Genomic DNA, 24,802 nt, shown 5'->3' with positions numbered 1-24,802 from the left:
AAGTCGGCCCAAAGCAGATTTTGAAAAAAACTGCATCATAAAGGACTGCAAAGGCCCACGAATTAAACTCGCCAACCTTCACTATAGTCTCAATTACTCAGCTCAACCATTCAATGATGGTAATTCGTTGTAAGTATAACGAATTCATTTTGATAGGCTAAGTATCAAAGCCCTTAGGGCAAATGCTCGTGATACACTTAGTGTTAAAGCTCAACCTGCTCACCAGCAATGCTAAGGCGAGGCTCCATTCCCATGGTCATTGCAGCTTGCGATAGTCTTTTGCGAACCATATCAGACATTAGTGCCTTCATTTTAGCATCCACATCAAGGTTCAAACTACCTTCTGAAACCTTGAGCCGAGAAAACTTCAATAAATCAGCAGAACGCCCCGAGAAATGCGCGCCCAATCGCATTAAAGCACCCAAGCTTCTTGCTTGCCCAGTCAATTCGCTTCCTAATAAGCCAACAAATTCGTGCCTGAAATTGCGTCGATACCTACAAGCGATCGCAAGAGCCACCGCAATTCTTTCAGAATGATTCCAGCCAGCCAGTGGCGCAGTAACTGATTGCTCAAATGCCATGTCTGCCCTGTAATCGGGATGCATCCTAGATCCCATATCGGCTGCCAAACACGCTGCAGCTGCCAATCTCTCTGGAAGTGTGTGTTTCGCAGCTTGCTCCAGCCACGCGCCTAGCCCGGCACCAAATTCCCAATTAGAAGGCGTCTCAGCAATCATCGCTTGCATACCCGCTATCAGTGGGTCTTGTCGTTGCAAGCGCTTGTCCATTTCCTCTAAAACAAGCCCTTCTCGCACTCCATAAGAACTTGTCAAAACGCGTTTGAAATTTCCAGCCCGCAAAACGCCATTCAGCACCGCTGCAGCAGTCGGCAAGGTTTTAGCACGTTTTGACGAAACAGAATGCATTCGCTCCAACAGTTCTTTATTTGGCGCTTGCAATTTCTCTGTCAGTTCGAGCAACTCTTTCGCATCGATTTCATATGTCTGGAGAATGATTAGCGGATAATTATTCAATTCCATATGCATACGCGCTATCGCACGCCATGCTCCACCCACCATATAAAGAGTGTCACGCTTTTCAGAAAGCTCTGCAGCTCCTTTTAGCTCCCTATCAATTTGTTTTCTCAATTTACTTGAAAGCGTAACAAAATTCGCAGGATCAGGCTTGTCTTGCTCCATTTGACGCAACCATTCAGGTGGCAATAACGCCAATGGCCCCAAAGGATAGGTTGTCCCGCTCGCGTATTCTCCACCTTTGATAATAGAAAGCTCAAGACTGGAACCACCAAGATCGCCACTAATGCCATGCGCCAAAGGTTGCTGAGCGATCACCCCGGTAGCAGCAAGACGCGCTTCATCCATGCCCGACATGACTCTTATTCTTAGGCCTATTTCGGTTCGTACGCGCTCTACAAAATCAGGCCCATCAGATGCTTCACGAACCGCAGCTGTAGCAAATGGCAATTCCTCATCTACACCTTGCGCACGCATAGTCGTTTTGAAGCGCGCCAGTGCGGACATGGCGGATTCTACACCGTCAGGATTAAGCACACCAGACTCGGACAATCCTCTCCCAAGCCCTGCCAATACTTTTTCATTAAAACGAGCTTGGATGGCCCTGCCAACAACGTCATAAATAACGAGGCGGACTGAGTTTGATCCAATATCTATAACCCCAACCCGACGTGCTTTCGCAGTAAATTTTAACTGCGATGACTTTTGAAGAACGTCGACAATATTCATCCGGCGCTTACCTTATCCCAGTGGCTTCAATTTCGGCGGCGGTGCATATTCCAATGCACTCCCTCGCCCAGAAAGACTGTGGTTTTCCATGAAATACTCATGCACATTAAACAGATTATCAGCCACTTCTTCGTCCTCAAGCGTATCAATCACCCGAAAGAAGTCTCCATTTGATTGTAGTGACCAGCTTTGCATACGATCATTTAAATTCGCGACCATTATCTGATCAAGTATCTGACGATGAACAGTTGGGTTTTCGATTAACGTCATTGCTTCAACGCGTCGATCCAAATTACGAGGCATCCAGTCCGCCGAAGTGATGTAAATCTTAGCTTCTGGTGAGGGTAATCCAAGTCCATTCCCGAAGCATACAATTCGAGAGTGTTCTAGAAAGCGTCCAACTATAGACTTAACTTCAATAGAGTCAGATAGGCCGGGTACACCAGGGCGCAAACAACAAATTCCACGAATGACTAATTCGATCGTCACCCCAGCTTGGCTAGCTTCATAAAGCTTATCAATGATCTGAGGGTCAACAAGCGAATTCATTTTCGCCCAAATAGCCGCGAGACGCCCTGCTTTTGCGTGTTCAATTTCAGCATCAATATGCTTGAGCATTTCAGTCTTCATATTCAACGGCGACATGAAGATTTTTTCAAGCTTTTCTGGCTCTGCATTGCCAGTCACAAAGTTAAATAAACGTCCTGCATCACGGCCATAGGCGGGATCTGCTGTGAATAGTGACAAGTCAGTATAGATGCGAGCGGTAATAGGGTGATAATTTCCAGTTCCAAAGTGAGTATATGACCGCAGTTCACCTTTTTCTCTACGTACAACCAAACTCACTTTTGCATGGGTTTTGTATTCGACAAACCCATAAACAACCTGAACACCTGCACGCTCTAAATCCCGTGCCCAACGCATATTTGCTTCTTCGTCAAATCGCGCTTTGATTTCAACAAGAGCAGTTACGTTTTTACCTGCTTCCGCAGCCTCAATAAGTGCAGCAATGATTGGGCTGTCTTTTGATGTGCGATACAATGTCTGTTTAATCGCAACAACATCAGGATCTGCCGCAGCTTGTCGAATAAACCCTACAACAACATCAAAGCTCTCATATGGATGGTGAACCAGAATGTCTTTTTCACGAATAGCCGCAAAAAAATCACCATTATGTTCACGGATGCGTTCTGGGAAACGTGGTTCATAAGGCTTAAACAACAACTCGGGGCGGCGCTTATCAATGATGTCGCCCAATTGAGCCATCCCGAGAATACCGTCAACTTCGACCACATCCTGCTGTTCTGCTTCAATCTCTTTGATCAAAAACCTTTTCAACTCTTCAGGCGCTTTAGCTTCTAGCTTCATGCGAACGATGCGCCCACGACGACGACGCTTCAGCAAAATCTCAAACTCCCGAATGAGATCTTCTGCTTCATCTTCAACTTCAATATCGCTATCACGCACTATTCTGAATACACACCGTGCTTTTTCCTCGCATTCGGGAAACAACATTTTCAAGAATAATGGGATTGTGTTTTCAAGAGAGATAAACCGGCGAACAATTTTGCCGTCTTTTCCTGCTTGCTCAGGAAGCTCAATAAAGCGGTCCACTTGCGTTGGGATCGGCACTAATGCCTGAAACGAAGTCGAAACGCCCTTTTTCTGCAACGTAAATCCGATCGCAAACCCTAGATTGGGAATAAATGGAAAAGGATGCGCAGGATCAATCGCCAAAGGCGTTAGTAGCGGAAACACCTTCTCTACAAATATCTTTTTAAGTTCAGCTCGTTCTTGCGTTTTTAATTCATCGTGGTCGATGATCTCAATACCGGTATCTCTAAGCTCTTTACTGAGAGACCTATAGAGGCGCTGTTGTTCACTCATCAACGCGCCGGCTCTCTCATTGATGCGTGTGATTTGCTCATCCGGCGTTAAGCCATCCAGGCTTGGTTTCGTTACGCCCGCACGCATATATTCACGTAACCCTGCCACACGTACCATGAAAAACTCATCCAAATTATTGGCTGAGATTGAAAGGAAACGCAGACGCTCTAGCAACGGGTGACGTGGGTTTTCGGCTTCTTCGAGAACGCGCGTATTGAAATTCAACCAAGACAATTCCCGATTAAAAAAGCGACGCGGCGAGTTTTTGATATTATCCATGTGATTTTCAGACGATTCTAATGATTGAACGTCTTGTTTAGAGGCTGTTTGTGAAGCTTTTTTACGTCTTGAAGGTTTTTTGGTTTCCGTTGAAGCCGTCATTGCTATGCCTATAAAGAAATTTCTAATTCAATTTTGATCGCTGCTCCAAAGCAGCAATTGCTTTTCGAGCTGTCGTCTTGTTTAACGCTTTGCCAGCTGCCACCAGCTCAAGTTTGTCTACAATTTGATCTATCACGAGGTATGTGCGCGCCAGCCTCTGTACGAGATAATCAGCACTGTCATCCGGTAATTTCATAAACTTCGATTTGCAAGCAGATACAAGACGAATCTTTAAAGTCTCTTCATCTAAAGCGCCAATTTTTACAACCGAAAGGGCGGAAAGCCTAGATTGCAGGTCCAATGGCTGCATATTCCAGCCAGATGGGTCCGTTGAACCAGAAAACAAAAGAAAAGCATCGCGTCTCTTACACAGGTTCATCGCCGCAAGAAGAGCACTTCCATTTTGACATAGATCTGCATTATCGACCACGAGTGCTTTTACGGTTAAACCCGCTATTTCATCAATGTCAGCTTTACCGAGATCTGGCCCCGTTACATATGCAGCACCCGTATCCTGAGCCCATTTGCGAAGCATGCGAGTTTTGCCTGATCCTTCAGTTCCAATGATACACATTTGACGGTCGGGCCAATATTCCCAACGCGATAAAGCCACGCGGGCATCTTCAGATGCTGGCGTGGCTAATAATGGCTCTAAATTCGAATCAAGCTTTGGAAAATCCAGAACCAATTGTTTGGGAGAAACGTCTCCTTTTGGTTCTCCTTGCTTTTTACGGGACGTCATTAGTAGGCAACAGGCTCCAATGACCATCCATTCTCTTCGGAAGAGAGCAATACACCACTTGTTCGAAGCTCAGCTGCTAATTGATCGGGGCGTCCGGCATAAGAAAATGACACATCAGCACCGCGTACAGATACTTTTTCAATAATAACGTTCTTTACAAGACGCGAGTTTTTAAGCGCTTTGCGAATACTCACCCACCCCCGCTGGTCTCCATATCTTGCAACGGCAGATACAGAAGTCTCACCGACGGCTCTTACAATATTTTGAGTTTTCCAAACATTCTCAAGATAGTGAACTGATCCGGTTTTCGCTTCTTCAAGAGAAGCAAACGGACCAGCGGTTCCCATAGGCAACCGCCCTGAATATTCCTGTCGCAAATCATATAAGTCTACAAAATAACTAGATCCAACCAACTTAGCTTTCGCAGCAATCCCGCGCTGAGCACCAACATTGTAGACATCAAGTGCGATATCTTCCCAATTTACGTCTTGAAGATAAATCGCTGTAGAAACAACGTATGGCGCTAGAACATTCTCATCGAAGCTTTGTCCCCAGATTTCAGCCCACTCATCTGGATTCACGCCACCAACGACTTCAGGCACCAACAACGCCAAAGCAGCCTGACTATCAACGAAAGGAATATCGTAGACCTTCAAAAATGATTTGACTGCACGTTCATCAAACTTCACTGCCAGCATTCCAAGATATCGCGTAGCTGATTGTTTTTCTTCTTGAACATCAACGGCCGCCGCCAATCTCGCGGCAATTCCAGAATTAATCGTTAGACCGCGAGCTTTGGCTCTGTCTTGAGCTGTTGTCAGACGCTGCATCAACAGGTTTGCACCGACGACTCGCGCTTCATCAAATGCTTTAGCGCGCGCTTCAATAGAATTTTCAGCAGTTGCATCAACAGCGATGTTCTTCACAAGATATACATCGGCAAAACAAGCCCCTGTCGCGAGCAAAAGCATCGATACAGTAGCAGCAACAAAGCGGACAATACGATTCATAGTTAATCTGATAACAGTCAAACGCGCCAGATTAAAGACGTTTCACCACATGTTTCCATGAAAAACGCATTGATTTATGTTCATGGATGAAGAAACCTCTTCAAAACTTGAATTTCGCCACTGGCGAAGCTGTTCAGCTCATGTTAATTGCGCGACCCATGACAACAAATGACAAAACCCCGCTCACCTATAAAGCCGCTGGCGTCGATATTGATGCAGGCGATGCACTTATAGACAAGATCAAACCACTTGCAGCCATGACGCGCCGTGCCGGTGCCAATGCTGATCTTGGTGGATTTGGTGGAGTCTTCGATCCCAAAGCTGCTGGATTTGAAGATCCTGTTCTCGTGTCTGGTACTGATGGTGTTGGAACAAAGCTTAAGCTTGCTTTTGACACAAACAAACATGACACGATTGGTATCGATCTTGTTGCCATGTGTGTGAATGACGTACTTGCTCAAGGTGCGGAACCACTATTTTTCCTAGACTATTTCGCAACCGGCCATCTGGAAACTGGCGTTGCTGAACAAGTCGTCACAGGAATAGCCAACGGATGTAAAGAATCTGGCTGCGCACTAATCGGTGGTGAAACCGCTGAAATGCCGGGCATGTATCAAGACGGTCACTACGATCTTGCTGGATTCGTTGTCGGTGCAGCAGAGCGTGGATCACTATTGCCTGTTACCGATGCCATGCAAGCTGGCGATACACTCATAGCTATTGCCTCATCAGGCCCTCACTCCAACGGATATTCACTCGTGCGTAGTGTGGTGGAACGCTCCGGCCTATCGCTCAATGATCCTTCTCCGTTCAGCGAAGGTACACTTGGTGAAGCCCTACTTACACCAACCAAGCTTTATGTGTCAGCGCTAAAGCCTCTGTTGCGTGACCGAAAAATCAAAGGCTTGGCGCACATTACAGGCGGTGGGATCACTGAAAACACACCGCGTATGTTGCCAAAAACACTTGTTCCAGCAATCGACTTTGACAAAATAAAAGTCCTGCCAGTGTTTGAATGGCTTCAGGAAGTTGGCGCGATAGAAACTGAAGAAATGCGCCGTACATTTAATATGGGTGTTGGCATGATAGCTGCCGTTGCGCCTGCTGACGCTGATGCTGTGGTAGATGCCCTAAATGCTTCTGGTGAGACCGCTTATATCATTGGTGAGCTGGCAAACGCATGAATGACGTGTCCAATCTCAGCGATGAAATCGCGATAGAGGAATCTATTTCGCGAAAACGCATTGCCATTTTTATCTCTGGCACAGGCTCCAATATGGATGCGCTGCTAGATGCCTGCGACGAGGATGGCTACCCCGCTGCACCTATTCTAGTGCTATCCAATAAAGCCTCTGCCAAAGGGCTAGAAAAAGCTAAAGCACGCGGTGTGACCACTGCAGTCGTAGATCACAAAGAATTTGGTAAAGACCGCGAAGCTTTTGAACGTGCCATTCAGGTTGAACTAGAAAAACACGATATCGAATTTATCGCACTTGCAGGTTTTATGCGTGTACTGACACCGTGGTTCATTGAAAAATGGCAAGGCCGGATGATCAATATCCACCCGTCGCTTTTGCCAAGCTTTCCGGGCTTACACACGCACCAACGCGCCATTGATGCCAAATGCCGTCTACATGGATGCTCAGTGCACTACGTAACCGCCGGTGTCGATGAAGGCCCTATCATCGGCCAAGCTGCTGTGCCTGTATTTCCTGATGATACGCCAGATACCCTCGCTGCTCGGGTTCTCGTCGCCGAACACAAGCTCTATGGCGCATGTCTGGAAGCTGCTGTTCTAGGTGATGACAACTCATCCTATGTGCAGATGAGCGACGATCCGGATGCGCCTTATATTATTTCTGCACCATAACCGGGTGTAGTTTTGGCGTAGCATGGCGCGGATAAAGTGGCATCCGTTTTTGCGAATAAGATAGTTTTCTCGTTGATTTAGCACGCTTACGCGCAAGATATCCCCAAGCTACCAAATGCCCAAACACTAGCACCGCCAATTCTTCAATGGGTTTGGCTGTGCTGAAAATAACGACAGTCGAATAAGCGATAAAAGACACCAGCACCGGAACTATCAAAGGCGTATTGGGTTTCATCTTTCGGTCCAGAAACGCAACAATAACTATTGAAATCAACACCATAAATGGCAACAAAATCCCCAGACTTATCAGCGCAGAATATTGAAAAAGGCTGGCTATACTAAGCGTAGGAAGTGTCATTTTTGGGCTCCATCACGATACTATACTGTTATTATTATTCCTGAATTCTGTGGTTATTGGCTCCCATTGTACAATCAAGAGTCTTTCAAATCCGTTCACAAAATTTGTGATTGATTATTCAAACAGCAACAAGTCGGCATATCGCTATGCGGATAGGCTTTTAAATCCTATTTATAGGCAGTTTCAGATATTGCCCGCCATCTGCTTCCGCTGGCGGTAATGCGCCTGCACGAATATTAACCTGCAATGACGGTAGTAAAAGCGCTGGCACCTTTAAAGTTTTATCCCGTGCCGTGCGCATGGACACAAATCCATCTTCACCAGATTGTAAATGGATGTTTTGAGCCTTTTGCTCCGCCACACTTGTTTGCCATTTATACTCTTGCCGACCATCGGGAAGATAATCATGTCCAACGAAAATACGCGTATCATCCGGCAATGCCAAAATCTTTTGGATAGAATGATACAGAGTCTGTGCATCTCCCCCCGGGAAATCAGCGCGAGCAGTTCCATAATCGGGCATAAACAATGTATCGCCAACAAAGATGGCATCATCAATTAAATATGAAACGCAAGCTGGTGTATGACCGGGCGTGTGGAGCACTCTGATGGCGCTTTGCCCTAACTCCAACGCATCACCTTCCTTTAAGAGCACATCAAAGACACGTCCATCAGCTGACACATCATCCACATTGAACACAGGTTTAAAATGAGATTGCACTTTAGTTATGTGCTCGCCAATCCCAATTTTCGCGCCTGTTTTCCGTCTGACATATTCAGCTGCAGACAAATGATCCGCATGGACGTGGGTGTCCAACACCCACTCCAATTTAAGACCATCTTTCTGAATCTCATCTAGTATGCCGTCCACCGTATCACCAGAGAACGAAGCGCTAAACAGATCAAAATCCATAACAGGATCAATCAACACCGCTATAGAAGTGTCCCTATCAATCACAAGGTAAGTCAGCGTGTTTGTGGCTTGGTCAAAATAGGCTCGAATATCAATCATGTGGTGAACTCCTTTCCTTTTACATATTAGCACTTGCTAATATTAGCAATACCTAATATAATAATTCACATGAAACAAAATGTCCCAGATATCGATCCATCTGTTTTTCAGGATAAAGCCAAGCAAGCAGCTGAGTTGCTAAAAGCTATGGCGAATGAAAATAGGTTGATGATCCTATGTCGTCTCGGAATCGGCGAACTAACCGTAACCGAATTAATGACCGAAATTGGATTGTCTCAATCTGCATTGTCGCAACATCTAGCTGGCCTAAGACAACGCAATTTCGTCGCGACGCGCCGAGAAAATCAGAAAATTTTCTATCGCATATCAGACCCAGCAATCTTGCGGGTAATCGACACACTTATTGATATTTACTGTCCCGAGATGAAAAAATGAGCCAATTACCAAAAATATCCCCACAAGATGCAGCAAAAAAAATCGAAACTGGCGAAGCCGTTTTAATTGATATCCGTGAACCCGATGAGCATGCTCGCGAACAGATAGTAGGCGCTAAATCCCTACCTCTTTCCTCTCTACCAACTCAAAAAATCTCCATTGGTGAGAACTCTGAAGCCATTTTCCATTGCAAATCCGGCATGCGTACTGATGCCAACTGTATGAAACTGGCTGAAGCTTTTAACGGCACTGCCTATATCCTCGAAGGAGGCATTGATGCATGGCGATCAGACGGATTAGAAACACTTAAGAACAAAAAGGCTCCCCTAGAGCTAAACCGCCAAGTGCAAATAACTGCGGGTATGCTTATTTTAGCAGGCTTTTTACTCGGTAGATTTGTTCATCCAGAATGGCACTTGCTTTCAGGCTTTGTCGGTGCGGGCCTAACATTCGCGGGCATAAGTGGTTGGTGTGGAATGGCTCACCTTCTTGCAGTCATGCCTTGGAACAAGTCAGCAAGTACCAAATAAGCCATGCTGGAACTCATAGCCTCCACAATAACACTCACCATCATCAGTGGTGTGATCGTCGGCTTCTTTTTAGGGGTATTTGGTGGTGGCGGATCAGTCTTGGCGGCACCTCTTCTATTGTATCTAGTTAATGTGGATGATCCACACATTGCTATTGGCACATCCGCCGCCGGTGTCGCTGTTATCGCTTTAATAAATCTTGCCGGCCATTGGAGCGCAGGACGAGTCAAATGGCCCTGCGCCCTAGCCTTTGGTTTCTCTGGTCTTATTGGCTCAATAGCTGGATCTAGCCTTGCCAAAATCACTCAAGGAGAAGTCCTATTAATCGGTTTTTCAGGTGCAATGGCAATGATTGCCCTTTCGATGTTTAGAAAGCCACACACTTATGGAAACCCTGATGTGAGTTTGACTCCCACCCTCACCATGAAACTTATTCCTGTTGGGTTGGTTGTCGGGATGGCCGCTGGTTTTTTTGGAATTGGAGGCGGCTTCTTAATCGTCCCTGGCCTTATGCTCGCCACGGGTATGACAATGGCAAATGCAACTGCATCTTCATTAGTATCTGTAGCCATATTTGGTGCGGCAACCTCGTCAAACTACGCGATATCTGGGCTCGTAAAATTCGAGCTCGTGCTTTTTATGCTGGTAGGTGGCGCAATCGGCGGAGCATTAGGCATTCTAACCTCAAAGCGCCTCACACAACATGCTCAACTGGCACGAAAACTATTTGCCAGCATGATCCTAATCGTAGCAATTGGCGTTGCCTATCAAGGTATCCAAGACTTAATAGCGATCTAAAAAGCTGAAACACCTAACAATCAAGATATCTCAATACTAAGGCCCCCTCATCGTCATTTAAAACAGTGTCAATTTGTACTATACCAACCCAATATTGATGCGGGAGGATAGCATGCGGTCCAAACTTGGAACATTCGTATTCAAACTTACCATAAGCATATGCGCATTGAGTTTGGCGTCCGGCTGCACCTATCTTAGCAATGTTTCTAAACAGGCTGAATATCAACGCATTCAAAACAAAGCACCAACCCAACGCAATCTGAAATTCCTCCTAAACAATCAAACCCATTTTGTGTATGGCCGTATTCTGGATGAGGATAATAAACATTCTGGCAGGACGATTGCGATTGCAGCTTTTTCCAACAAATTTGAACAAAACGAACTTGTGGACAAAACTTTTAGCACGCACGTTTCAACTCATTACGGACTGAATCTACCAGACGGCGATTTTGACATTTTTGCGTTCGCAGATAGCGATCAAAATGGCAAAATGGACCAAACAGAAATTATCGGCCGATTAAATCTGACGGTCTCACCAGACCAGCAAACAGACAATGTCTTTGGCGACGCGGATATCATACTATCCGGTGCACATTCTGCAGATTGGGATATCTCAATCGACGTTCCCACAACATCTGATATTGATGGCTCGCTATTCTTTCCCAAAGGCACAATTAGATCACTAGATGATCCCTTATTTGACCGCTCCAACGCCATTTTGGGCATGTATGAACCCGGTGCTTTGTTAGAAACTTCTCCAACCATGTTTCACGCTCTGGAAGAAGAATCTTACAAAATTCCAGTGATTTTTGTGCATGGAATCGGTGGTAGTCCACGCGAATTCGCAACCATTGTAGATCAACTAGATAGAGACACATACAAACCTTGGTTTTTCTATTACCCCTCAGGGGCCGACCTAGATCAGCTTTCAAAACTTTTCTACGATATCTTTTTGTCAGGAAAAACAATCAATTCAAACATGCGTCCAACCATCATAATCGCCCACAGTATGGGCGGATTAGTATCTCGTGCTGCATTGAACCGAATTAAAGGCAGAGAGAAAGAAAACACGGTAGACCTTTTCATAACAATCTCCAGCCCATTGGGTGGACACCCTGCAGCCGCAAAAGGTGAAAAGCATGGCTTGATCACATTGCCTTCCTGGAAAGATCTAAACCCAGATAGCCGATTTATCAAAAAACTACACGCGCAACCTTTGCCTGAGGGTGTGGATTACAATCTCATCTACACTTATAAAAACGAACAAAGTTTGGAGAGCGGAAAAGGTGGCGATGGAGCCGTCCCTTTAGCCAATCAACTAGAGCAAAGGGCCATCGCACAAGCAGATGTACAATTAGGAATAAACAACACACACACCGGTGTGTTGCAGGATCCAGCAGCGATTAAACACATCATAGAGGCTATCAACAATGTTAAGGGTGATTTACCCGAAGAACATTGGAAAATTCTAAAGATGGAAGGTTTTGACGTAGATGATGAGCACAACTACACACCGCTAGAACGCTATAGCTTGCGTGTCTATGGCCCCTATATGAATGCTCTTGCTAATGGAGATATTCATCACTTAGATATCCCAATCCTCAAGCAATTCGTAGATGTTGTGCATGGTAAAAAAGAAGCCAAAACTCCAACTGAAACAGCTTGGCTGAAGTACATCACTTCTAATAAAAACTAGAAATAAAAAGCCCGCCTAGCGCTAACCAGACGGGCTTTTCTAATTCTTGAATCTTAAACTCGCTTACAAGGCTTTCCAGCGTCACGCACGGCGCTCCGCGTGATCACCTCAAATTGGTCCAAAAAGAAAAGCCGGACGCGTCTCGCTGACGGTCCGGCCCTTCATTATCATTTCGGGCGTAAACTCTTTTAAAAGGTCCACCAGACCTTTTAATCTGGCGAATGCCAGATCAGAGTTTACCCAACGATTTCTTCTGGACGGAAGAAGTAGTTGATTTCACGAGCAGCAGATTCGTCTGAATCTGAACCGTGTACAGAGTTTTCACCAATTGACTGAGCGAAAAGCTTACGAACTGTACCATCTGCTGCTTCAGCTGGGTTTGTTGCACCCATAACTTCACGGTGCTTAAGAACAGCGTTTTCACCTTGAAGAACTTGAAGAACAACAGGAGCAGATGTCATGAATTCAACAAGCTCACCAAAGAAAGGACGCTCTTTGTGCTCAGCGTAAAAACCTTCTGCTTGAGCAGCTGTCATGCGAACGCGCTTTTGAGCGACAACACGAAGACCAGCTTCTTCGAAAACAGCGTTGATTTTACCAGTTAGGTTGCGGTTTGTTGCATCTGGTTTAATGATAGAGAATGTGCGCTGAATAGCCATTTTCAAACTTCCTATTGAGTACTTTTTGTAAAGGAAACGATATCGTTTCGCGCGCTATAGACTGAGTAGCCTGTAAGGGCAAGTATAAGTTTCTCAGAGTTTCAAGTGTGAGGACGAAACATGATAACGGGCAAATGCAATTGTGGCACTGTATCTTTTAGAGCAAACGCCAAAGTGCAAGACATTTATATGTGTCATTGCTCCATCTGCCAGAAGTTCACAGGCAGCGGGGGCATACCCGTCATCATTGTGCCTAAAGACAAGTTCTCTTGGCTTTCCGGTGAAGACAATGTGAAAATCTGGAAAAAACCGAATGCAGACTGGGAATCCAATTTTTGTAATACTTGTGGCTCTCCAGCCCCAGGAAAGAACGATGACAGCACAATGTTCATTCCAGTAGGTGTTATAACTCAAGGCAGCGAAACGCTAAAAATGGCGCATCATATATTTGTCGGCTCAAAACCCAAATGGACAAATATTTGCGATGAAGGCAAACAACACCCTGAAGAATTTGGAAGCGGAAACTAACCTTTTTTATCCCAGCCGCCGCGATCATTTTGCTGAAAATAGCTGACGGTTTGGCCGGCATCTTTTGCAGCTTTAAACTGGGTGCGGGCAGTATCGCGGGCAGTGTAATCATCGCCATCAAAGACGACCATGCACCGCACATATTTGATGGCGTCATTTGGCTCTTCTGGCAAACGGCATCCGTCTAACAACACGATAATATCCGCACTGTTTTGAGGATCAGGTTCTGTGGATAGCAATATGGGCTGAACACTTGGCTCAGCCTTGTCGCGTCCGCCAATGCGGGCGTGTGGCAAAAAGCTATCAGCTTTCCATGTCCACAAGCCCAAATCGAGACGTGGTATGCGGTCCTCATCACCAACAATGAGGACGCGCCATTCCTTTTGCAGACATTTTTCCAACAAAGGACCGAGCGCTTCTTCAAGTGAAGTGCGCTCTAAATGGTAAAACCACCATTCACCTTTATTGGAGTTTGTATCTGCCAAGTGAGATTAGTCCTCGAAATTATCTGCCACGATACGGTCTAGCAAACGCGGACCATAACCAGAAGCCCAGCCAGCTTCCATTGGACGGTTTTTGCCAGAACGCCAAGCTACACCAGCAATATCTATGTGTGCCCAAGGTGTATCATTCTCGATAAAACGTTGCAGGAATTGTGCAGCAGTCGCAGAACCAGCCAAACGTCCTCCCATATTGCGCATGTCCGCAAATTGAGAATCGATCTGCTTGTCATAAGTCGTGCTCAGCGGCATGCGCCAAGTGATCTCACCTTCAGCTTTACCCGCTGATTCAATTTGACTGGCCAGCTCATCATTATTTGAAAACACACCCGCGAACTCATCGCCCAGAGCGATCATGATCGCACCAGTCAATGTTGCTAGGTCGATGATGGCGCGAGGCTTGTGCTTTTCTTGAGCATACCAAAGCACATCCACAAGAACCAAACGGCCTTCTGCATCTGTGTTTTGCACTTCAACAGTTTTTCCTGCAGCAGTTGTAAGAATGTCTCCTGGACGAATTGCATTTCCATCCGGCATGTTCTCAACAAGACCAACTAGACCGACAACATTTGCTTTGGCTTTCCGTGTCGCAAGAGACTTCATAGCCCCCACAACAGCGGCAGAACCACCCATGTCGCCTTTCATGTCTTCCATGCTTGCGCCCGGCTTCAACGAAATACCACCAGTATCAAAGGTTACACCTTTACCAACTAGCGCTAGCGGGGCTGCTTTTTTATCCTTCGCACCATTCCATTTCATCACGACAAGGCGTGAGCCTTTTACAGACCCCTGACCAACACCAAGTAAAGATCCCATACCAAGCTTTTGCATGGCTGGTTCGTCAAGAATTTCAACTTCAAGGCCCAGAGATTCTAGCTCTTTAATACGCTCGGCATATGTTTCTGGCTGCAGAACATTGGGTGGCTCATTCATCAGGTCACGCGCTAATTCTGTTCCGTCTGCTGTTGCAGATAACCTTACCCAGGCAGCTTCAGCATCCTTAACCGCACCGCCAACAATAGCCACTTCACCAAGCGTTGGTTTTTTGTCGTCTTTCTTATCAGTGCGGTAATTATCGAATCGGTAGGAAGCCAAACGTGCCCCTAAGGCAAGGCGTGCACTTGCATCAACACTAGCAGCACCAACAATATCTAAAGTTTTTGCACCTGAAGTCTGCAATTTTTTTGCAAGCGTTGCACCGGTGTTTTCATATGTACGATCAGTTGCCTTATCTTCTTTGCCAAGACCAACTAACAGCACACGAGAAGCTTCACTTCCAGCAGGTGCTAAAATCTCAACAACCTGCCCAGATTTACCTTCAAAACGCGCAGCTTCAGCAGCTTTAGCAAGTACGCCATTGCTTGCTTCGTCAGCTGATTTAGCAGATGCAGGAACGGCTTCACCTTCAAATCCGAGATAGGCGATAGCATCAGCTTTTGCTGCATCTTTAAAAGTAATTTTCATATTGGCTCGTCCCTTTGAGTTTCATTTTCCCTGAAATAAGCGTCGACAGCTTGTATGCAAGGCGTTAGGCACAACTTATATAGTTAATCTGATTGAATAAAATATAGACTCGAAAAGTCTCTGTTGAATCAATCAGAAACGCAATAAGTTTTCATAATCATGGTGGAATATTCCATCATAGCAAAGTGTCAACAGAACAAAGAGGAAGTGAATGGATCGCTTTCAGCAATATCTTTTCGGGAATGTGCTCCGCACGATGGTTTCCATTGTAGGTGGACTGGTTCTGATAGCACTTTTGACTCAAGGGCTCACCCAAATTGATTTGATAGTCGAAAACCGACAATCAGCACTCACATTCCTCTATGTATCAATGCTTGCCGCTCCGCAGGTTATTGGACTGTTGCTTCCCATTGCCCTTTTTGTTGCAACAATATCCACACTCAACCGAGCACATAGAGATAGCGAAATTGTCGTTGCGCAGGCGGCTGGCATGTCTCGTATGCAGATCGCATCTCCAGCATTGAGAATTGGTGCACTGGCTGCCCTTCTGCATTTAGTAATCAATCTTTGGGTTCAACCAGCCTCTTATAGAGAAATGCGTGAAACCCTGACATCTGCAAGATCAGATCTGGCAGCTACGCTTGTAAAACCAGGTGAGTTCAACTCCCCAGCCCATGATCTCACAGTTTACATTGGTAAGTCTTTGGGTGGCGGTGAACTTCAGACACTTCTCATAAGCGATGACCGCGATCCCGATGCAGCTACAACCTATATCGCCAAAACCGGCGCTGTGACCGAAGTTGAAGGTGTTCCCGCAATATTAATGCGCAATGCCCGTGTACAAAAAATTGATGCAAATGGCCAACTATGGGATGGAACCTTCGATCAATACATATACGAGTTAGGAGCTTTTGTTGATTCAGATAAAAGCTATGTATTAAAGGCATCTGACCGGTTTCTAACGGAATTGTTTTACCCTGATCTAAACAATTTTTACGATCGAGATAACGCCGATAAATTCTTTGCTGAGGGCCACGCAAGACTAGCGCTGCCTCTCATGAACATGTTTATGGCAATGCTTGCAATTGTCGCCGTTTTAGGCGGAGATTTCAGCCGTCGAGGATATCAACAACGTATATCAGTTGCCACAGGATTAGCTCTTTTTGCGCAATTGCTCGCGCTAGCGGCAGTGTCTGTCGGAGAAGATGATCGAGAACTCAACTTCATCCAGTATCTTGTTCCAATAATGAGCTTTGGGATTTTGGCTTTCATGTTTTTCTGGGGCAGAAGTCTGAAACTTGCTGCAAACGCAATGAAAAAAGATATCAAAGAGCAATCATCTAAAAGCGCTCATCCAGATGATACGGGAGCGATGGCTTAAATGGGTATTGCCGGCAGAATTCAACGTTATATTTTCATCCAATGCCTAAATGGATTAGCTATGACGATGGGCATCATATTGGGCGCTATTTTGCTCGTCGATATGGTTGAACAATTGCGCACGGTTGGCGCAAGAATAGAACTATCGTTAATGGACGCTTTCCAGCTGACAATTATGAAAGCTCCTCAACTAATTCTGGAAACATTGCCATTTGCAATACTTGTTGGAAGTATGTTGGCATATTCCAAACTCAACAGATCTTCAGAACTTTCCGCCATTCGCGCCGCAGGCATGTCTGCCTGGCGTTTTCTCGCACCAGCATTTTTTCTTGCAGGCCTGCTTGGCTTGCTATCAATGATGGCAATTGACCCGCTCTCTACGCACACGAATGCTAAATATGAATATGATCGCGCATCCCTCCTTCAAGAAACAGGTGCCGGCATAGATGCGCGAAAGAACCTGAAAACAGTGTGGTTGAGACAAGGTACAGAAACAACCCAATCAGTTATTCACGGTGAAGTAGCTCCCGACGACAACCAAAGCTTGCTTGATGTTGAAATATTTGTCCTGGAAAAAAATGGAGAAGAATTCGACTTTCAAAGACGGATCGATGCAAAAAAAGCAACTTTACGACCGGGTTTCTGGCAACTTGAAGGAGTCACGGAATATTCAGACCGAAACGAACCCATAAAGCAAGATTTCCTTGCTCTTACGTCTACTCTAGATCCGAGCACAATTTTAAATCGAAGCAAGGATGAAAAATCAATCTCATTCTGGAAACTACCGCGTTTGATTGCTGATGCACGCCAAGCGGGACTTGACGCAGATAAGTACATTATGAAGTTCCACACTCTGCTGGCCATGCCTGTTCTATTAGGTGCCATGTCTATGATCGGCGCAATTGTATGCTTGAGACTTCGTAGATCAGGTGGCGTTACCCAATTGCTTGCAGCCGGTATTGGTGCCGGATTTCTTCTGTTTTTCGTGAACCAAGTCTCCAAAGGTTTGGCAAGTTCAGGTGCAACTCCACCTGAAGCAGCAGCTTGGGCTCCTGCTCTAATCGCTCTGTTCAGTGTCTTGAGTATCATTGCTTTTGCAGAAGATGGCTAAACTTACACATTTCAAATGTCACTTTTAACTGGACGTTTTTTCTTCCTTTGCTTAATCAAAGGAAGTTGAAGTATTCAGCGTGGGCTGAAATGTGCGGGTGAGGAAATAGAGTGGTTGCAAATTTTTTCCGATACGCGGCAGCCTTAGGTGCAGTAATTTCCATTTCAAATGCTGCCTTAGCCCAAAGTACGCCTCCTCAAATCCCCCAACAAGAACGCGTCTATCTAAATGCAGAACGCCTCATAGAAGACAGAGACAATGAACAAGTCATCTATGAAGGAAATGTTGTCGCGAGATTTGCCGGACGTTCACTGAGAGCAGATCGCGTAATTTACGACCGCAAAAACCGCATCGTTCGCGCCCAAGGAAATGTTGAGATCATCGATGAAGAAGGTCAATCAAGATTTGCTGACGAAATCCAAGTGGATGAAAACCTAAAAGATGGGTACGCACTAAATTTCTCTTCCAGACTAGAAGGCGGGGCAGTTGCAACAGCCGCAGCTGCAATTCACAATCAAAACAAAGGCAACACACTGGAACAAATGGCCTATACAGCCTGTCCCGTGTGTACTGAACCTGGCAGTGAACCCACATGGTCCATCAAAGCAAAACGAGCAGTTCAGAACAAAGAAACGCAGATGATAAGCTATCAGCATGCTTTTTTGAACATAAAAGGCGTGCCGATCATGTATGTGCCCTATTTTGCACATCCAGACCCAAGTTCTGATCGTCGTTCTGGACTATTGCCACCGGATGTAGGACTTAGCTCCAAAACAGGCCTTGAATACGAACAACCTTATTATTGGGCTATTTCACCTCATTCAGAATTAACGTTCAAACCAAAGTTTTTCGGACGGATCAATCCAGCATTGGGTCTGGAATATAAAAAACGATTTTATTCCGGTTATGTCTCGGCAGAAGGTGCCTTCACACACGAAGCTCCCTTTAAGGATGAAGCCATCAAGATCGGTGACGAAACTTGGCAAAGCCACCTCTTTGCTGAAGGAAAGTTTGACATCAATAGAGACTGGCAATGGGGATTTGCAGTAGAAGCCCAGTCAGACGATACATATGACCGCCGATATGATATTGATGGCCTACATTTACAGCGCGGAATATATGCAAGCCAATCAAGAAACATGCTCACGCAATTGTATACACAAGGGCAGACTGAAAGCATGTATACAGAGGTTGGCTTACTTCGTTTCCAAGATCTCTCTTCCGTCGCAGGCCGTCCCGAAACGCCATTGGTCTTACCTACCGCATTTGCTGAGAAAAACTTTAGTTTTGGCGATTGGAAAAACTTTGATTTAGGTAACCTATCAGTCAGCGGATCTGCAGCAGTTATTGAACGAAATGTAGGCCTATCTTCTCGACGCGCCACCATCGACACAAATTGGCGTTCACGCAATATTGTCGGCCCTGGCATTGTCGTCGAACCGTTTGCTCAAGCACGTACAGATTTATACAATATTGAAGATTCTACAGATGAATTTGAATCTCAAACGCTCTCCAGAGGATTAGGTTTAGCTGGAATACAAGTCAGCTACCCTCTCACTAAACGAATGGGACAATTTGATATTATCATTGAGCCCACTTTAATGGGGGCATTTGGCACCAAAGGGGCAAATGATAGCAGCCTGCCCAATATCGACGCTCAACGCTTTGAAGCTGATGAATCAACATTGTTCAAACCAAGTGCTGCTTCAAGTTACGACCTATGGGAAGGTGGAAACAGATATTCTGCAGGAATTAACGCAGCACTTCGCTGGGGGAATAACAATTCTATAAACGGTGTTTTCGGACAACGCTGGCGCGATGATGCCGATGACCGCTTTCAAGACCCACTTACCAATTTATCCGGTAAAGAATCTGACTATGTGGCAGCCGCTTCACTAAATTTGGGAGATGCGCTCAACCTATCTACTCGTCTCAGAATTGACGAATCTGATTTTGAGCTGAAACGAATTGATGCACGCGCAACGGTAAATTATTGGCGTTTCAAAAATAGACTTCAATATTTTAGGTTGGATGAATCACTCAGTAATATTGGTGGACAAGAAGGTTTCTCTGCATTTGGAACATTCAGAATCAACAAAAACTGGGGGCTCGTGGCGGGTATAGACCGCAACATCGCTGACGAATTCAACCCACGCCAATCCTACGGTGTATATTATCAAGACGATTGCTCGTTATTTGAGCTTACGTTTGATAGAAATCAAACTCAGCTTGGTGATTTAGGACCAACAGAATCAATCAATTTCCGTTTCTCTCTGAAATCTATTGGAAACGCTGGTTCCAATACTTTTGACTAGAAAACTCACCGCAACATAACCGAAATCACTGCAAAAGAATAATCCTCTGCCTTAGAGTTTCCTTTTTTGTGAATAGAATGCATATGAGACAGAGGTTTATAATTGCGCCTTTTCATCAAGACGTTATGTTTGGCAATCTTCAAACTAGTCTGACTGGCACATAGTGGATATAATATGAGACGTTTAAACAACAAACTATCCATCCTAGCACCAATTCTCGCAGGCATTATTGCTTCAGCGCCTATTGCTGCTCATGCACAGTCAGCTGCGTCAGAAGATGGGAGTACAGCCTTAGCCTTAGAAGGCACTGTAGCCGTCGTGAATGACGAACCCATTTCCTACTCAGATGTGCGTCAACGTGCGCAGTTCATTCTGGTGAGTTTAGGTGTGAACCCTAATCAAGAAACCATCAGACAAGCCCAAGCTCGTGCCGTAGAAGGACTCATTGATGAGAAACTTCAGATGCAAGAAGCAGCTGAATACGAGCTAGAAATTGATGATGCTGAAATTGATAGCTCGATTGCTGATATAGCTGCCCGATCACAAACAACTCCAGAAGGCTTTCTTCAAGGTCTGGCGGAAGTTGGACTAACACCAAGGACTTTGAGAGATCAAATACGAGCCGACATAGCTTGGAGACGCCTTGTTGGTGGTCGTTTTGGCTCGCGCGTAAGGATTTCAAACCTTCAGATTGATGACAACCTCGAACGCTTGAATAACAGCATGGAAGAAACCCAATATCGCATTGGGGAGATTTTTCTGCCGGCCATCACTCAAGAAGAAATTGCTCAAGTTTTTCAAGGTGCAGGTGAACTAAAGCGCCAAATTGAAGCCGGTGCAGCACCTTTTGATGCTGTTGCTCGTCAATTCTCCGCTGCTCCGACAGCAAGTGCTGGTGGAGAACTTGGTTGGCTAGGCGAAAGCCAACTCAAATCCAGCTATTCAGATGTTATCAAGTCCATGGCTGGCCCAGGAATATCGGATCCAATTGTATCCGACAATGGCGTTTACCTCATCGCACTTATGAACAAACAAGCACCTGTAAACCGTTCACTGCAGGGGTTTTACCTAAAGCAAATTCACGCAACTGGAAGCAATGCTCTTGAGACTGTTAATACTGCAGCTTCACAAATCGATGCTTGTGATTCATTGAATGCTGAAACTGCCTCAGCTGCAGGTGTTCAATTTGCTGATTTTGGTCGCACTTCAACCACCGAGATTTCTCAGGCCAGCTTAGATTCGTTCTCACAGCTTCCAGATGGAAGTCGAACTTCTGCTACCATGCTGAGTGACGAAAAAGCTGCTATCGTTTATGTTTGTTCGCACATAATGGAACGTGGCAACATGCCGACACGTGAAGAAATTGAAGATAAACTTCACGGTGAAATGGTTGAGATGATGGCAAACCGCTATTTGAGAGACCTACGCCGTGAGGCAACAATTATTCGTCGCTAAGCTTTTAGGACAATTCAATTGAATAAAGACCTACCTCTAGCTGTTACGATGGGAGACCCTGCAGGTGTGGGTCCAATCCTCACCTGGCGTGCTTGGCAGGCATTGAAGCATAAAGGCCAACCATTTTTTACGATAGCCAATGCTGATATTTTAAAAAAGGCTCAATTGGTATCGGGCGTTACTGGTGCTGTTGAAATCATCAATTCACCAGCTGAAGCAATCGATGTTTGCGCCAATGCACTGCCAGTATTAAATATAGATTGTCCACCTACAATCATCGGTCATCCCAATGAAAACGCAGCGTCAGCGATAGTCGAATCAATTCAGCAAGCAGTTACTCTCGTCTTTGATGGACAGGCTTCGGGCGTTGTTACAAACCCAATAAATAAGGCCCTTCTATACAAGCAAGGCTTTCAATTTCCTGGACACACCGAATTCTTAGCTGATCTAGCAAGAAAGCACACAGCATCTGACACCGTTCCTCGTCCTATTATGATGCTTGTTGGCGGCGATTTGAAAGTAGCACTCGCAACAATCCACGAACCCATCCGCAAAGTGCCCGACTTAATCACCAAAGAGCTGATCAAAGAAGTCGTGAACATTGTATATGTTGACCTCATAAATAAATTTGGAACCTCCAATCCTCGAATTGCACTCGCAGGTTTAAACCCACACGCTGGCGAAGACGGTAGTTTGGGGCAGGAAGAAATTGAGCAGATTAATCCAGCAGCTGAATCTCTGCGTCAAACTGGGATAAATGTTTCGGACGCTCAGCCAGGAGATACCGTTTTTCATTCAATGCTTGAAGGCCAATTTGATGCAGTAATCGCCATGTATCATGATCAAGGCTTAGCTCCTTTAAAATCACTCGATATGTGGGGCGGCGTGAATGTCACTTTAGGTCTACCGTTCATTCGCACATCTCCCGACCATGGAACAGGTTATGCGGTTGCTGCTGACGGCTCTGCGCGCGCAGACAGCCTTATAGCAGCAATTAATCTGGCTGCAGATATGGCAAAAACACGAGCAAGCGCTTAAAGACAAATAATGTCAGATCCACAAATCCTAAATGCCCGCGCCAATAAATCACTCGGTCAGCACTTTCTGTTCGATCCAGATATTCTCAACAGAACAGCTTTGTCTGCTGGCCCTGTGGAAGGAAGAACAGTTATTGAAGTTGGCCCCGGTCCGGGTGGATTGACTGCAGCTCTGCTTCGCAATGGCGCTGAAAAAGTAATCGCCGTTGAAATGGACAGCCGATTTGCTGAAAACCTACGTGGATGGAAAGAACACAAGCAAGGTCGACTAAGCGTTGTTGAAGGTGATGGCTTGGCGCTAGATTACGAAGCACTTGTTGCGGACGAAAAGCAGCCCGTCAAAATAATCGCCAACCTTCCTTACAATGTTGGTACGCCAATGCTCGTCAATTGGATTAAAGCTGGCAGCTGGCGCGGCGAAATGGGACTGATGTTTCAGCATGAAGTCGCGGCTCGTGTATGCGCTCAGCCAGGCGACAAACACTATGGACGTTTGGCAGTTCTCTCCCAAGCCGTCGCCAACACACACATCGCCTTTACACTTCCACCAGGGGCATTCAAACCGCCCCCGAAGGTAGACTCCTCTGTTGCTGTTCTCATGCCACTGGAAGAAGACAAGAAATATCCGCATTTATCGACCCTAGAAAAAGTCAGTGCGGCTGCATTTGGTCAACGTCGAAAAATGCTTCGCGCTAGCCTAAAGTCATTTGCAAAAACCAAGGGCCTAAACGCTAGTGAATGGTTAGAAAACTGCGATATAGACCCGACCCGCCGCGCTGAAACGCTAACTCAACTCGAGTTTCGAGCACTAACTGATCGATACCTATCAGCTTAATCTAGTTATTCTTTTAAAAACCGACCTATTAATTCAGCCGCGACTTCTGGCACTTCGTAAAACATAAATACACCTGCATTTTCAACAACTTCACGTCTGGCATTTGGCAATAATTCGAGCAGCTTTTCTTGGCGACCCACAAATGAATCATTCTCACCTTGAGTAATCAAAATTTCTTTATGCTTAATCTTGTCCAAAGACGGCCAACGATCCCATCTCAGCACACCATAATGCGCATCATATGGACGTATACGCGTATAGATATTATTCAAAAATGGTCTAAGAATCTCACCTGATTGTGAATTGGGGAGATACTCCTCAAATCTCTCCCAAGCATCTGCTAATGACTGAGCATCAGTTTGATGTGATTTTTTCAAAGTCGCATCTAAGTCTTTCGAGAATTTCTCAGATTTTTCTTTTGGTTTGGGGCCACTCGTGCCAGCCAAAATAACTTTATCAAATCTATCGGGGTTCTTGGCTACCATATTCATGGTCACAAGAGCACCACCATGATAACCAAGTATATGCGCTTTCTCTATTTTCAGATGATCTAAAACGGCCTCGCCTGCTTCTGTGTATTCTTCTACACCTAATTCATATTCTGGATCATCAGACATTCCATGTCCCGGCCAATCATATGTAATCAAAGTAAAATCATCAGAAAGATAGGGCACTAACCCGGCATACTCTTCTCCTGAGGCAGCAGATTGGTGAATTAAAAACAGCGCAGGGCCGTTCCCAGCCGTCCAATAATGAATTTGGCCTTTTTCAGTATTCACATAGCCTTGCTTAATTTCGGAAAGAGAGGTCGTCCGTAACAATGGCTTTTGCGTATCTTCCGCAACGGCTAAATTGCTGCCACCCAATGCCCCAATACACAGCCCAATGCTCAATAGCAGCTTTTTCATCTCTCCACCCTTTCAATTCATTCTCGATACAATTTAGTATTGGATGATTTAAAAGATATATCAATATGATTTCAAAATTTACTCGGCTGCGATATTCTCCCGAACCATTCAGCAACTGTTCAACACAAAAGAGAAATTCTTCAACAACGGCGACGCAAAGTTCCCAA

The 24,802-nt window shown here is 45.4% G+C and carries 23 protein-coding genes; 13 read left to right on the top strand and 10 right to left on the bottom strand.

Annotation, left to right across the window (positions count from 1 at the left end; genetic code table 11):
* Nucleotides 1-203: 203 nt before the first annotated feature.
* Genes F551_RS0103860 through F551_RS0103845 form a run of 4 tightly spaced genes read right to left on the bottom strand, consistent with a single transcriptional unit; the run spans nt 204 to nt 5,783 of the window.
* Nucleotides 204-1,763: a Ppx/GppA family phosphatase gene (locus tag F551_RS0103860; RefSeq protein WP_018996168.1), complete on the bottom strand. Its 1,560-nt coding sequence runs from the start codon at nt 1,761-1,763 to the stop codon at nt 204-206.
* A 12-nt stretch (nt 1,764-1,775) separates the two neighbouring features.
* Nucleotides 1,776-4,031: an RNA degradosome polyphosphate kinase gene (locus F551_RS0103855; protein WP_018996167.1), complete on the bottom strand. Its 2,256-nt coding sequence runs from the start codon at nt 4,029-4,031 to the stop codon at nt 1,776-1,778.
* A gap of 22 nt (nt 4,032-4,053) precedes the next feature.
* Nucleotides 4,054-4,773, bottom strand: a complete 720-nt coding sequence (locus F551_RS0103850; RefSeq protein ID WP_018996166.1) for a P-loop NTPase family protein — start codon at nt 4,771-4,773, stop codon at nt 4,054-4,056.
* Entirely contained in the window at nt 4,773-5,783 is a 1,011-nt protein-coding gene (locus tag F551_RS0103845; protein WP_018996165.1) for a hypothetical protein, read from the bottom strand. The genes F551_RS0103850 and F551_RS0103845 overlap by 1 nt, the downstream gene beginning before the upstream one ends.
* 158 nt (nt 5,784-5,941) lie before the next feature.
* Here F551_RS0103845 and purM point away from each other — a divergent pair, with 158 nt between their 5' ends.
* A complete protein-coding gene (gene purM / locus F551_RS0103840) occupies nt 5,942-6,967 on the top strand; it encodes a phosphoribosylformylglycinamidine cyclo-ligase (protein WP_026296630.1) in 1,026 nt (341 codons plus the stop codon).
* Nucleotides 6,964-7,653, top strand: coding sequence for a phosphoribosylglycinamide formyltransferase (gene purN / locus F551_RS16175; RefSeq protein WP_018996163.1), 690 nt, complete (start codon nt 6,964-6,966; stop codon nt 7,651-7,653). The genes purM and purN overlap by 4 nt, the downstream gene beginning before the upstream one ends.
* Here the strand turns inward: purN and F551_RS0103830 are convergent.
* Together F551_RS0103830 and F551_RS0103825 are read right to left on the bottom strand one after the other, a co-directional pair.
* Nucleotides 7,637-8,011 (bottom strand): hypothetical protein, encoded by a 375-nt coding sequence (locus F551_RS0103830; protein WP_018996162.1) that lies wholly within the window; start codon nt 8,009-8,011, stop codon nt 7,637-7,639. The two genes, purN and F551_RS0103830, sit on opposite strands and share 17 nt — an antisense overlap.
* A 160-nt stretch (nt 8,012-8,171) precedes the next feature.
* On the bottom strand, nt 8,172-9,023 hold the full coding sequence (locus tag F551_RS0103825) for an MBL fold metallo-hydrolase (RefSeq protein WP_018996161.1): 852 nt from the start codon (nt 9,021-9,023) through the stop codon (nt 8,172-8,174).
* Nucleotides 9,024-9,092: 69 nt separating this feature from the next.
* Here F551_RS0103825 and F551_RS0103820 point away from each other — a divergent pair, with 69 nt between their 5' ends.
* The 4 genes from F551_RS0103820 (at nt 9,093) to maoP (ending at nt 12,443) form a co-directional block, all read left to right on the top strand.
* Nucleotides 9,093-9,419 carry an ArsR/SmtB family transcription factor gene (locus F551_RS0103820; protein WP_018996160.1) on the top strand — a complete coding sequence of 109 codons (327 nt, stop codon included), beginning with the start codon at nt 9,093-9,095 and terminating at the stop codon, nt 9,417-9,419.
* A complete protein-coding gene (locus F551_RS0103815) occupies nt 9,416-9,949 on the top strand; it encodes a rhodanese family protein (RefSeq protein ID WP_018996159.1) in 534 nt (177 codons plus the stop codon). Before F551_RS0103820 ends, F551_RS0103815 begins: the two co-directional genes overlap by 4 nt.
* A 3-nt stretch (nt 9,950-9,952) precedes the next feature.
* Complete coding sequence (locus F551_RS0103810) at nt 9,953-10,747, top strand: sulfite exporter TauE/SafE family protein (RefSeq protein ID WP_018996158.1); 795 nt, start codon at nt 9,953-9,955, stop codon at nt 10,745-10,747.
* A 112-nt stretch (nt 10,748-10,859) separates the two neighbouring features.
* Nucleotides 10,860-12,443 carry a DUF413 domain-containing protein gene (gene maoP, locus F551_RS0103805; protein ID WP_018996157.1) on the top strand — a complete coding sequence of 528 codons (1,584 nt, stop codon included), beginning with the start codon at nt 10,860-10,862 and terminating at the stop codon, nt 12,441-12,443.
* A 236-nt stretch (nt 12,444-12,679) separates the two neighbouring features.
* On the opposite strand, the gene ndk is transcribed toward maoP, so the two are convergent.
* Entirely contained in the window at nt 12,680-13,102 is a 423-nt protein-coding gene (gene ndk, locus F551_RS0103800; protein ID WP_018996156.1) for a nucleoside-diphosphate kinase, read from the bottom strand.
* A gap of 120 nt (nt 13,103-13,222) precedes the next feature.
* On the opposite strand from ndk, the gene F551_RS0103795 reads away from it, so the two are divergent.
* The gene (locus F551_RS0103795) at nt 13,223-13,630 is read left to right on the top strand and encodes a GFA family protein (protein WP_018996155.1); all 408 of its coding nucleotides are present in this window, start codon (nt 13,223-13,225) and stop codon (nt 13,628-13,630) included.
* Here F551_RS0103795 and F551_RS0103790 read toward each other — a convergent pair.
* A complete protein-coding gene (locus tag F551_RS0103790; RefSeq protein ID WP_018996154.1) occupies nt 13,627-14,115 on the bottom strand; it encodes a DNA polymerase III subunit chi in 489 nt (162 codons plus the stop codon). The two genes, F551_RS0103795 and F551_RS0103790, sit on opposite strands and share 4 nt — an antisense overlap.
* Before the next feature lie 6 nt (nt 14,116-14,121).
* Complete coding sequence (locus F551_RS0103785) at nt 14,122-15,594, bottom strand: leucyl aminopeptidase (RefSeq protein ID WP_018996153.1); 1,473 nt, start codon at nt 15,592-15,594, stop codon at nt 14,122-14,124.
* A gap of 211 nt (nt 15,595-15,805) precedes the next feature.
* Between F551_RS0103785 and F551_RS0103780 the strand changes: the two genes are divergently transcribed.
* From F551_RS0103780 to rsmA, 6 genes are all read left to right on the top strand, one after another.
* Nucleotides 15,806-16,975, top strand: coding sequence for an LptF/LptG family permease (locus F551_RS0103780; RefSeq protein ID WP_018996152.1), 1,170 nt, complete (start codon nt 15,806-15,808; stop codon nt 16,973-16,975).
* Entirely contained in the window at nt 16,976-18,085 is a 1,110-nt protein-coding gene (lptG, locus tag F551_RS0103775; RefSeq protein WP_018996151.1) for an LPS export ABC transporter permease LptG, read from the top strand.
* A gap of 110 nt (nt 18,086-18,195) precedes the next feature.
* Complete coding sequence (locus F551_RS0103770; RefSeq protein ID WP_018996150.1) at nt 18,196-20,400, top strand: LPS-assembly protein LptD; 2,205 nt, start codon at nt 18,196-18,198, stop codon at nt 20,398-20,400.
* A gap of 174 nt (nt 20,401-20,574) precedes the next feature.
* On the top strand, nt 20,575-21,855 hold the full coding sequence (locus F551_RS0103765; protein ID WP_018996149.1) for a peptidylprolyl isomerase: 1,281 nt from the start codon (nt 20,575-20,577) through the stop codon (nt 21,853-21,855).
* Between the two features lie 18 nt (nt 21,856-21,873).
* The gene (gene pdxA / locus F551_RS0103760; RefSeq protein ID WP_026296627.1) at nt 21,874-22,893 is read left to right on the top strand and encodes a 4-hydroxythreonine-4-phosphate dehydrogenase PdxA; all 1,020 of its coding nucleotides are present in this window, start codon (nt 21,874-21,876) and stop codon (nt 22,891-22,893) included.
* A 9-nt stretch (nt 22,894-22,902) separates the two neighbouring features.
* Nucleotides 22,903-23,727, top strand: a complete 825-nt coding sequence (gene rsmA, locus F551_RS0103755; RefSeq protein ID WP_018996147.1) for a 16S rRNA (adenine(1518)-N(6)/adenine(1519)-N(6))-dimethyltransferase RsmA — start codon at nt 22,903-22,905, stop codon at nt 23,725-23,727.
* A 5-nt stretch (nt 23,728-23,732) separates the two neighbouring features.
* Here rsmA and F551_RS0103750 read toward each other — a convergent pair whose 3' ends face one another.
* Nucleotides 23,733-24,635: an alpha/beta fold hydrolase gene (locus tag F551_RS0103750; RefSeq protein WP_018996146.1), complete on the bottom strand. Its 903-nt coding sequence runs from the start codon at nt 24,633-24,635 to the stop codon at nt 23,733-23,735.
* Nucleotides 24,636-24,802 lie beyond the last annotated feature (167 nt).

The organism is Hirschia maritima DSM 19733 (genome assembly GCF_000378345.1).
Lineage (GTDB): Bacteria > Pseudomonadota > Alphaproteobacteria > Caulobacterales > Hyphomonadaceae > Hirschia > Hirschia maritima.
The sequence above is the reverse complement of the archived record's forward strand: the minus strand, read 5'-3'. Positions and strand labels throughout refer to the sequence as shown.

Coding starts and splice junctions, on each gene's coding strand:
- F551_RS0103820 (WP_018996160.1), top strand. CDS start 9,093: ATGAAACAAAATGTCCCAGATATCGATCCATCTGTTTTTCAGGATAAA.
- F551_RS0103795 (WP_018996155.1), top strand. CDS start 13,223: ATGATAACGGGCAAATGCAATTGTGGCACTGTATCTTTTAGAGCAAAC.
- F551_RS0103830 (WP_018996162.1), bottom strand. CDS start 8,011: ATGACACTTCCTACGCTTAGTATAGCCAGCCTTTTTCAATATTCTGCG.
- F551_RS0103765 (WP_018996149.1), top strand. CDS start 20,575: ATGAGACGTTTAAACAACAAACTATCCATCCTAGCACCAATTCTCGCA.
- F551_RS0103780 (WP_018996152.1), top strand. CDS start 15,806: ATGGATCGCTTTCAGCAATATCTTTTCGGGAATGTGCTCCGCACGATG.
- F551_RS0103825 (WP_018996161.1), bottom strand. CDS start 9,023: ATGATTGATATTCGAGCCTATTTTGACCAAGCCACAAACACGCTGACT.
- purN (WP_018996163.1), top strand. CDS start 6,964: ATGAATGACGTGTCCAATCTCAGCGATGAAATCGCGATAGAGGAATCT.
- purM (WP_026296630.1), top strand. CDS start 5,942: ATGACAACAAATGACAAAACCCCGCTCACCTATAAAGCCGCTGGCGTC.
- maoP (WP_018996157.1), top strand. CDS start 10,860: ATGCGGTCCAAACTTGGAACATTCGTATTCAAACTTACCATAAGCATA.
- F551_RS0103815 (WP_018996159.1), top strand. CDS start 9,416: ATGAGCCAATTACCAAAAATATCCCCACAAGATGCAGCAAAAAAAATC.
- F551_RS0103750 (WP_018996146.1), bottom strand. CDS start 24,635: ATGAAAAAGCTGCTATTGAGCATTGGGCTGTGTATTGGGGCATTGGGT.
- lptG (WP_018996151.1), top strand. CDS start 16,976: ATGGGTATTGCCGGCAGAATTCAACGTTATATTTTCATCCAATGCCTA.
- F551_RS0103860 (WP_018996168.1), bottom strand. CDS start 1,763: ATGAATATTGTCGACGTTCTTCAAAAGTCATCGCAGTTAAAATTTACT.
- ndk (WP_018996156.1), bottom strand. CDS start 13,102: ATGGCTATTCAGCGCACATTCTCTATCATTAAACCAGATGCAACAAAC.
- F551_RS0103845 (WP_018996165.1), bottom strand. CDS start 5,783: ATGAATCGTATTGTCCGCTTTGTTGCTGCTACTGTATCGATGCTTTTG.
- F551_RS0103850 (WP_018996166.1), bottom strand. CDS start 4,773: ATGACGTCCCGTAAAAAGCAAGGAGAACCAAAAGGAGACGTTTCTCCC.
- F551_RS0103855 (WP_018996167.1), bottom strand. CDS start 4,031: ATGACGGCTTCAACGGAAACCAAAAAACCTTCAAGACGTAAAAAAGCT.
- F551_RS0103810 (WP_018996158.1), top strand. CDS start 9,953: ATGCTGGAACTCATAGCCTCCACAATAACACTCACCATCATCAGTGGT.
- rsmA (WP_018996147.1), top strand. CDS start 22,903: ATGTCAGATCCACAAATCCTAAATGCCCGCGCCAATAAATCACTCGGT.
- F551_RS0103785 (WP_018996153.1), bottom strand. CDS start 15,594: ATGAAAATTACTTTTAAAGATGCAGCAAAAGCTGATGCTATCGCCTAT.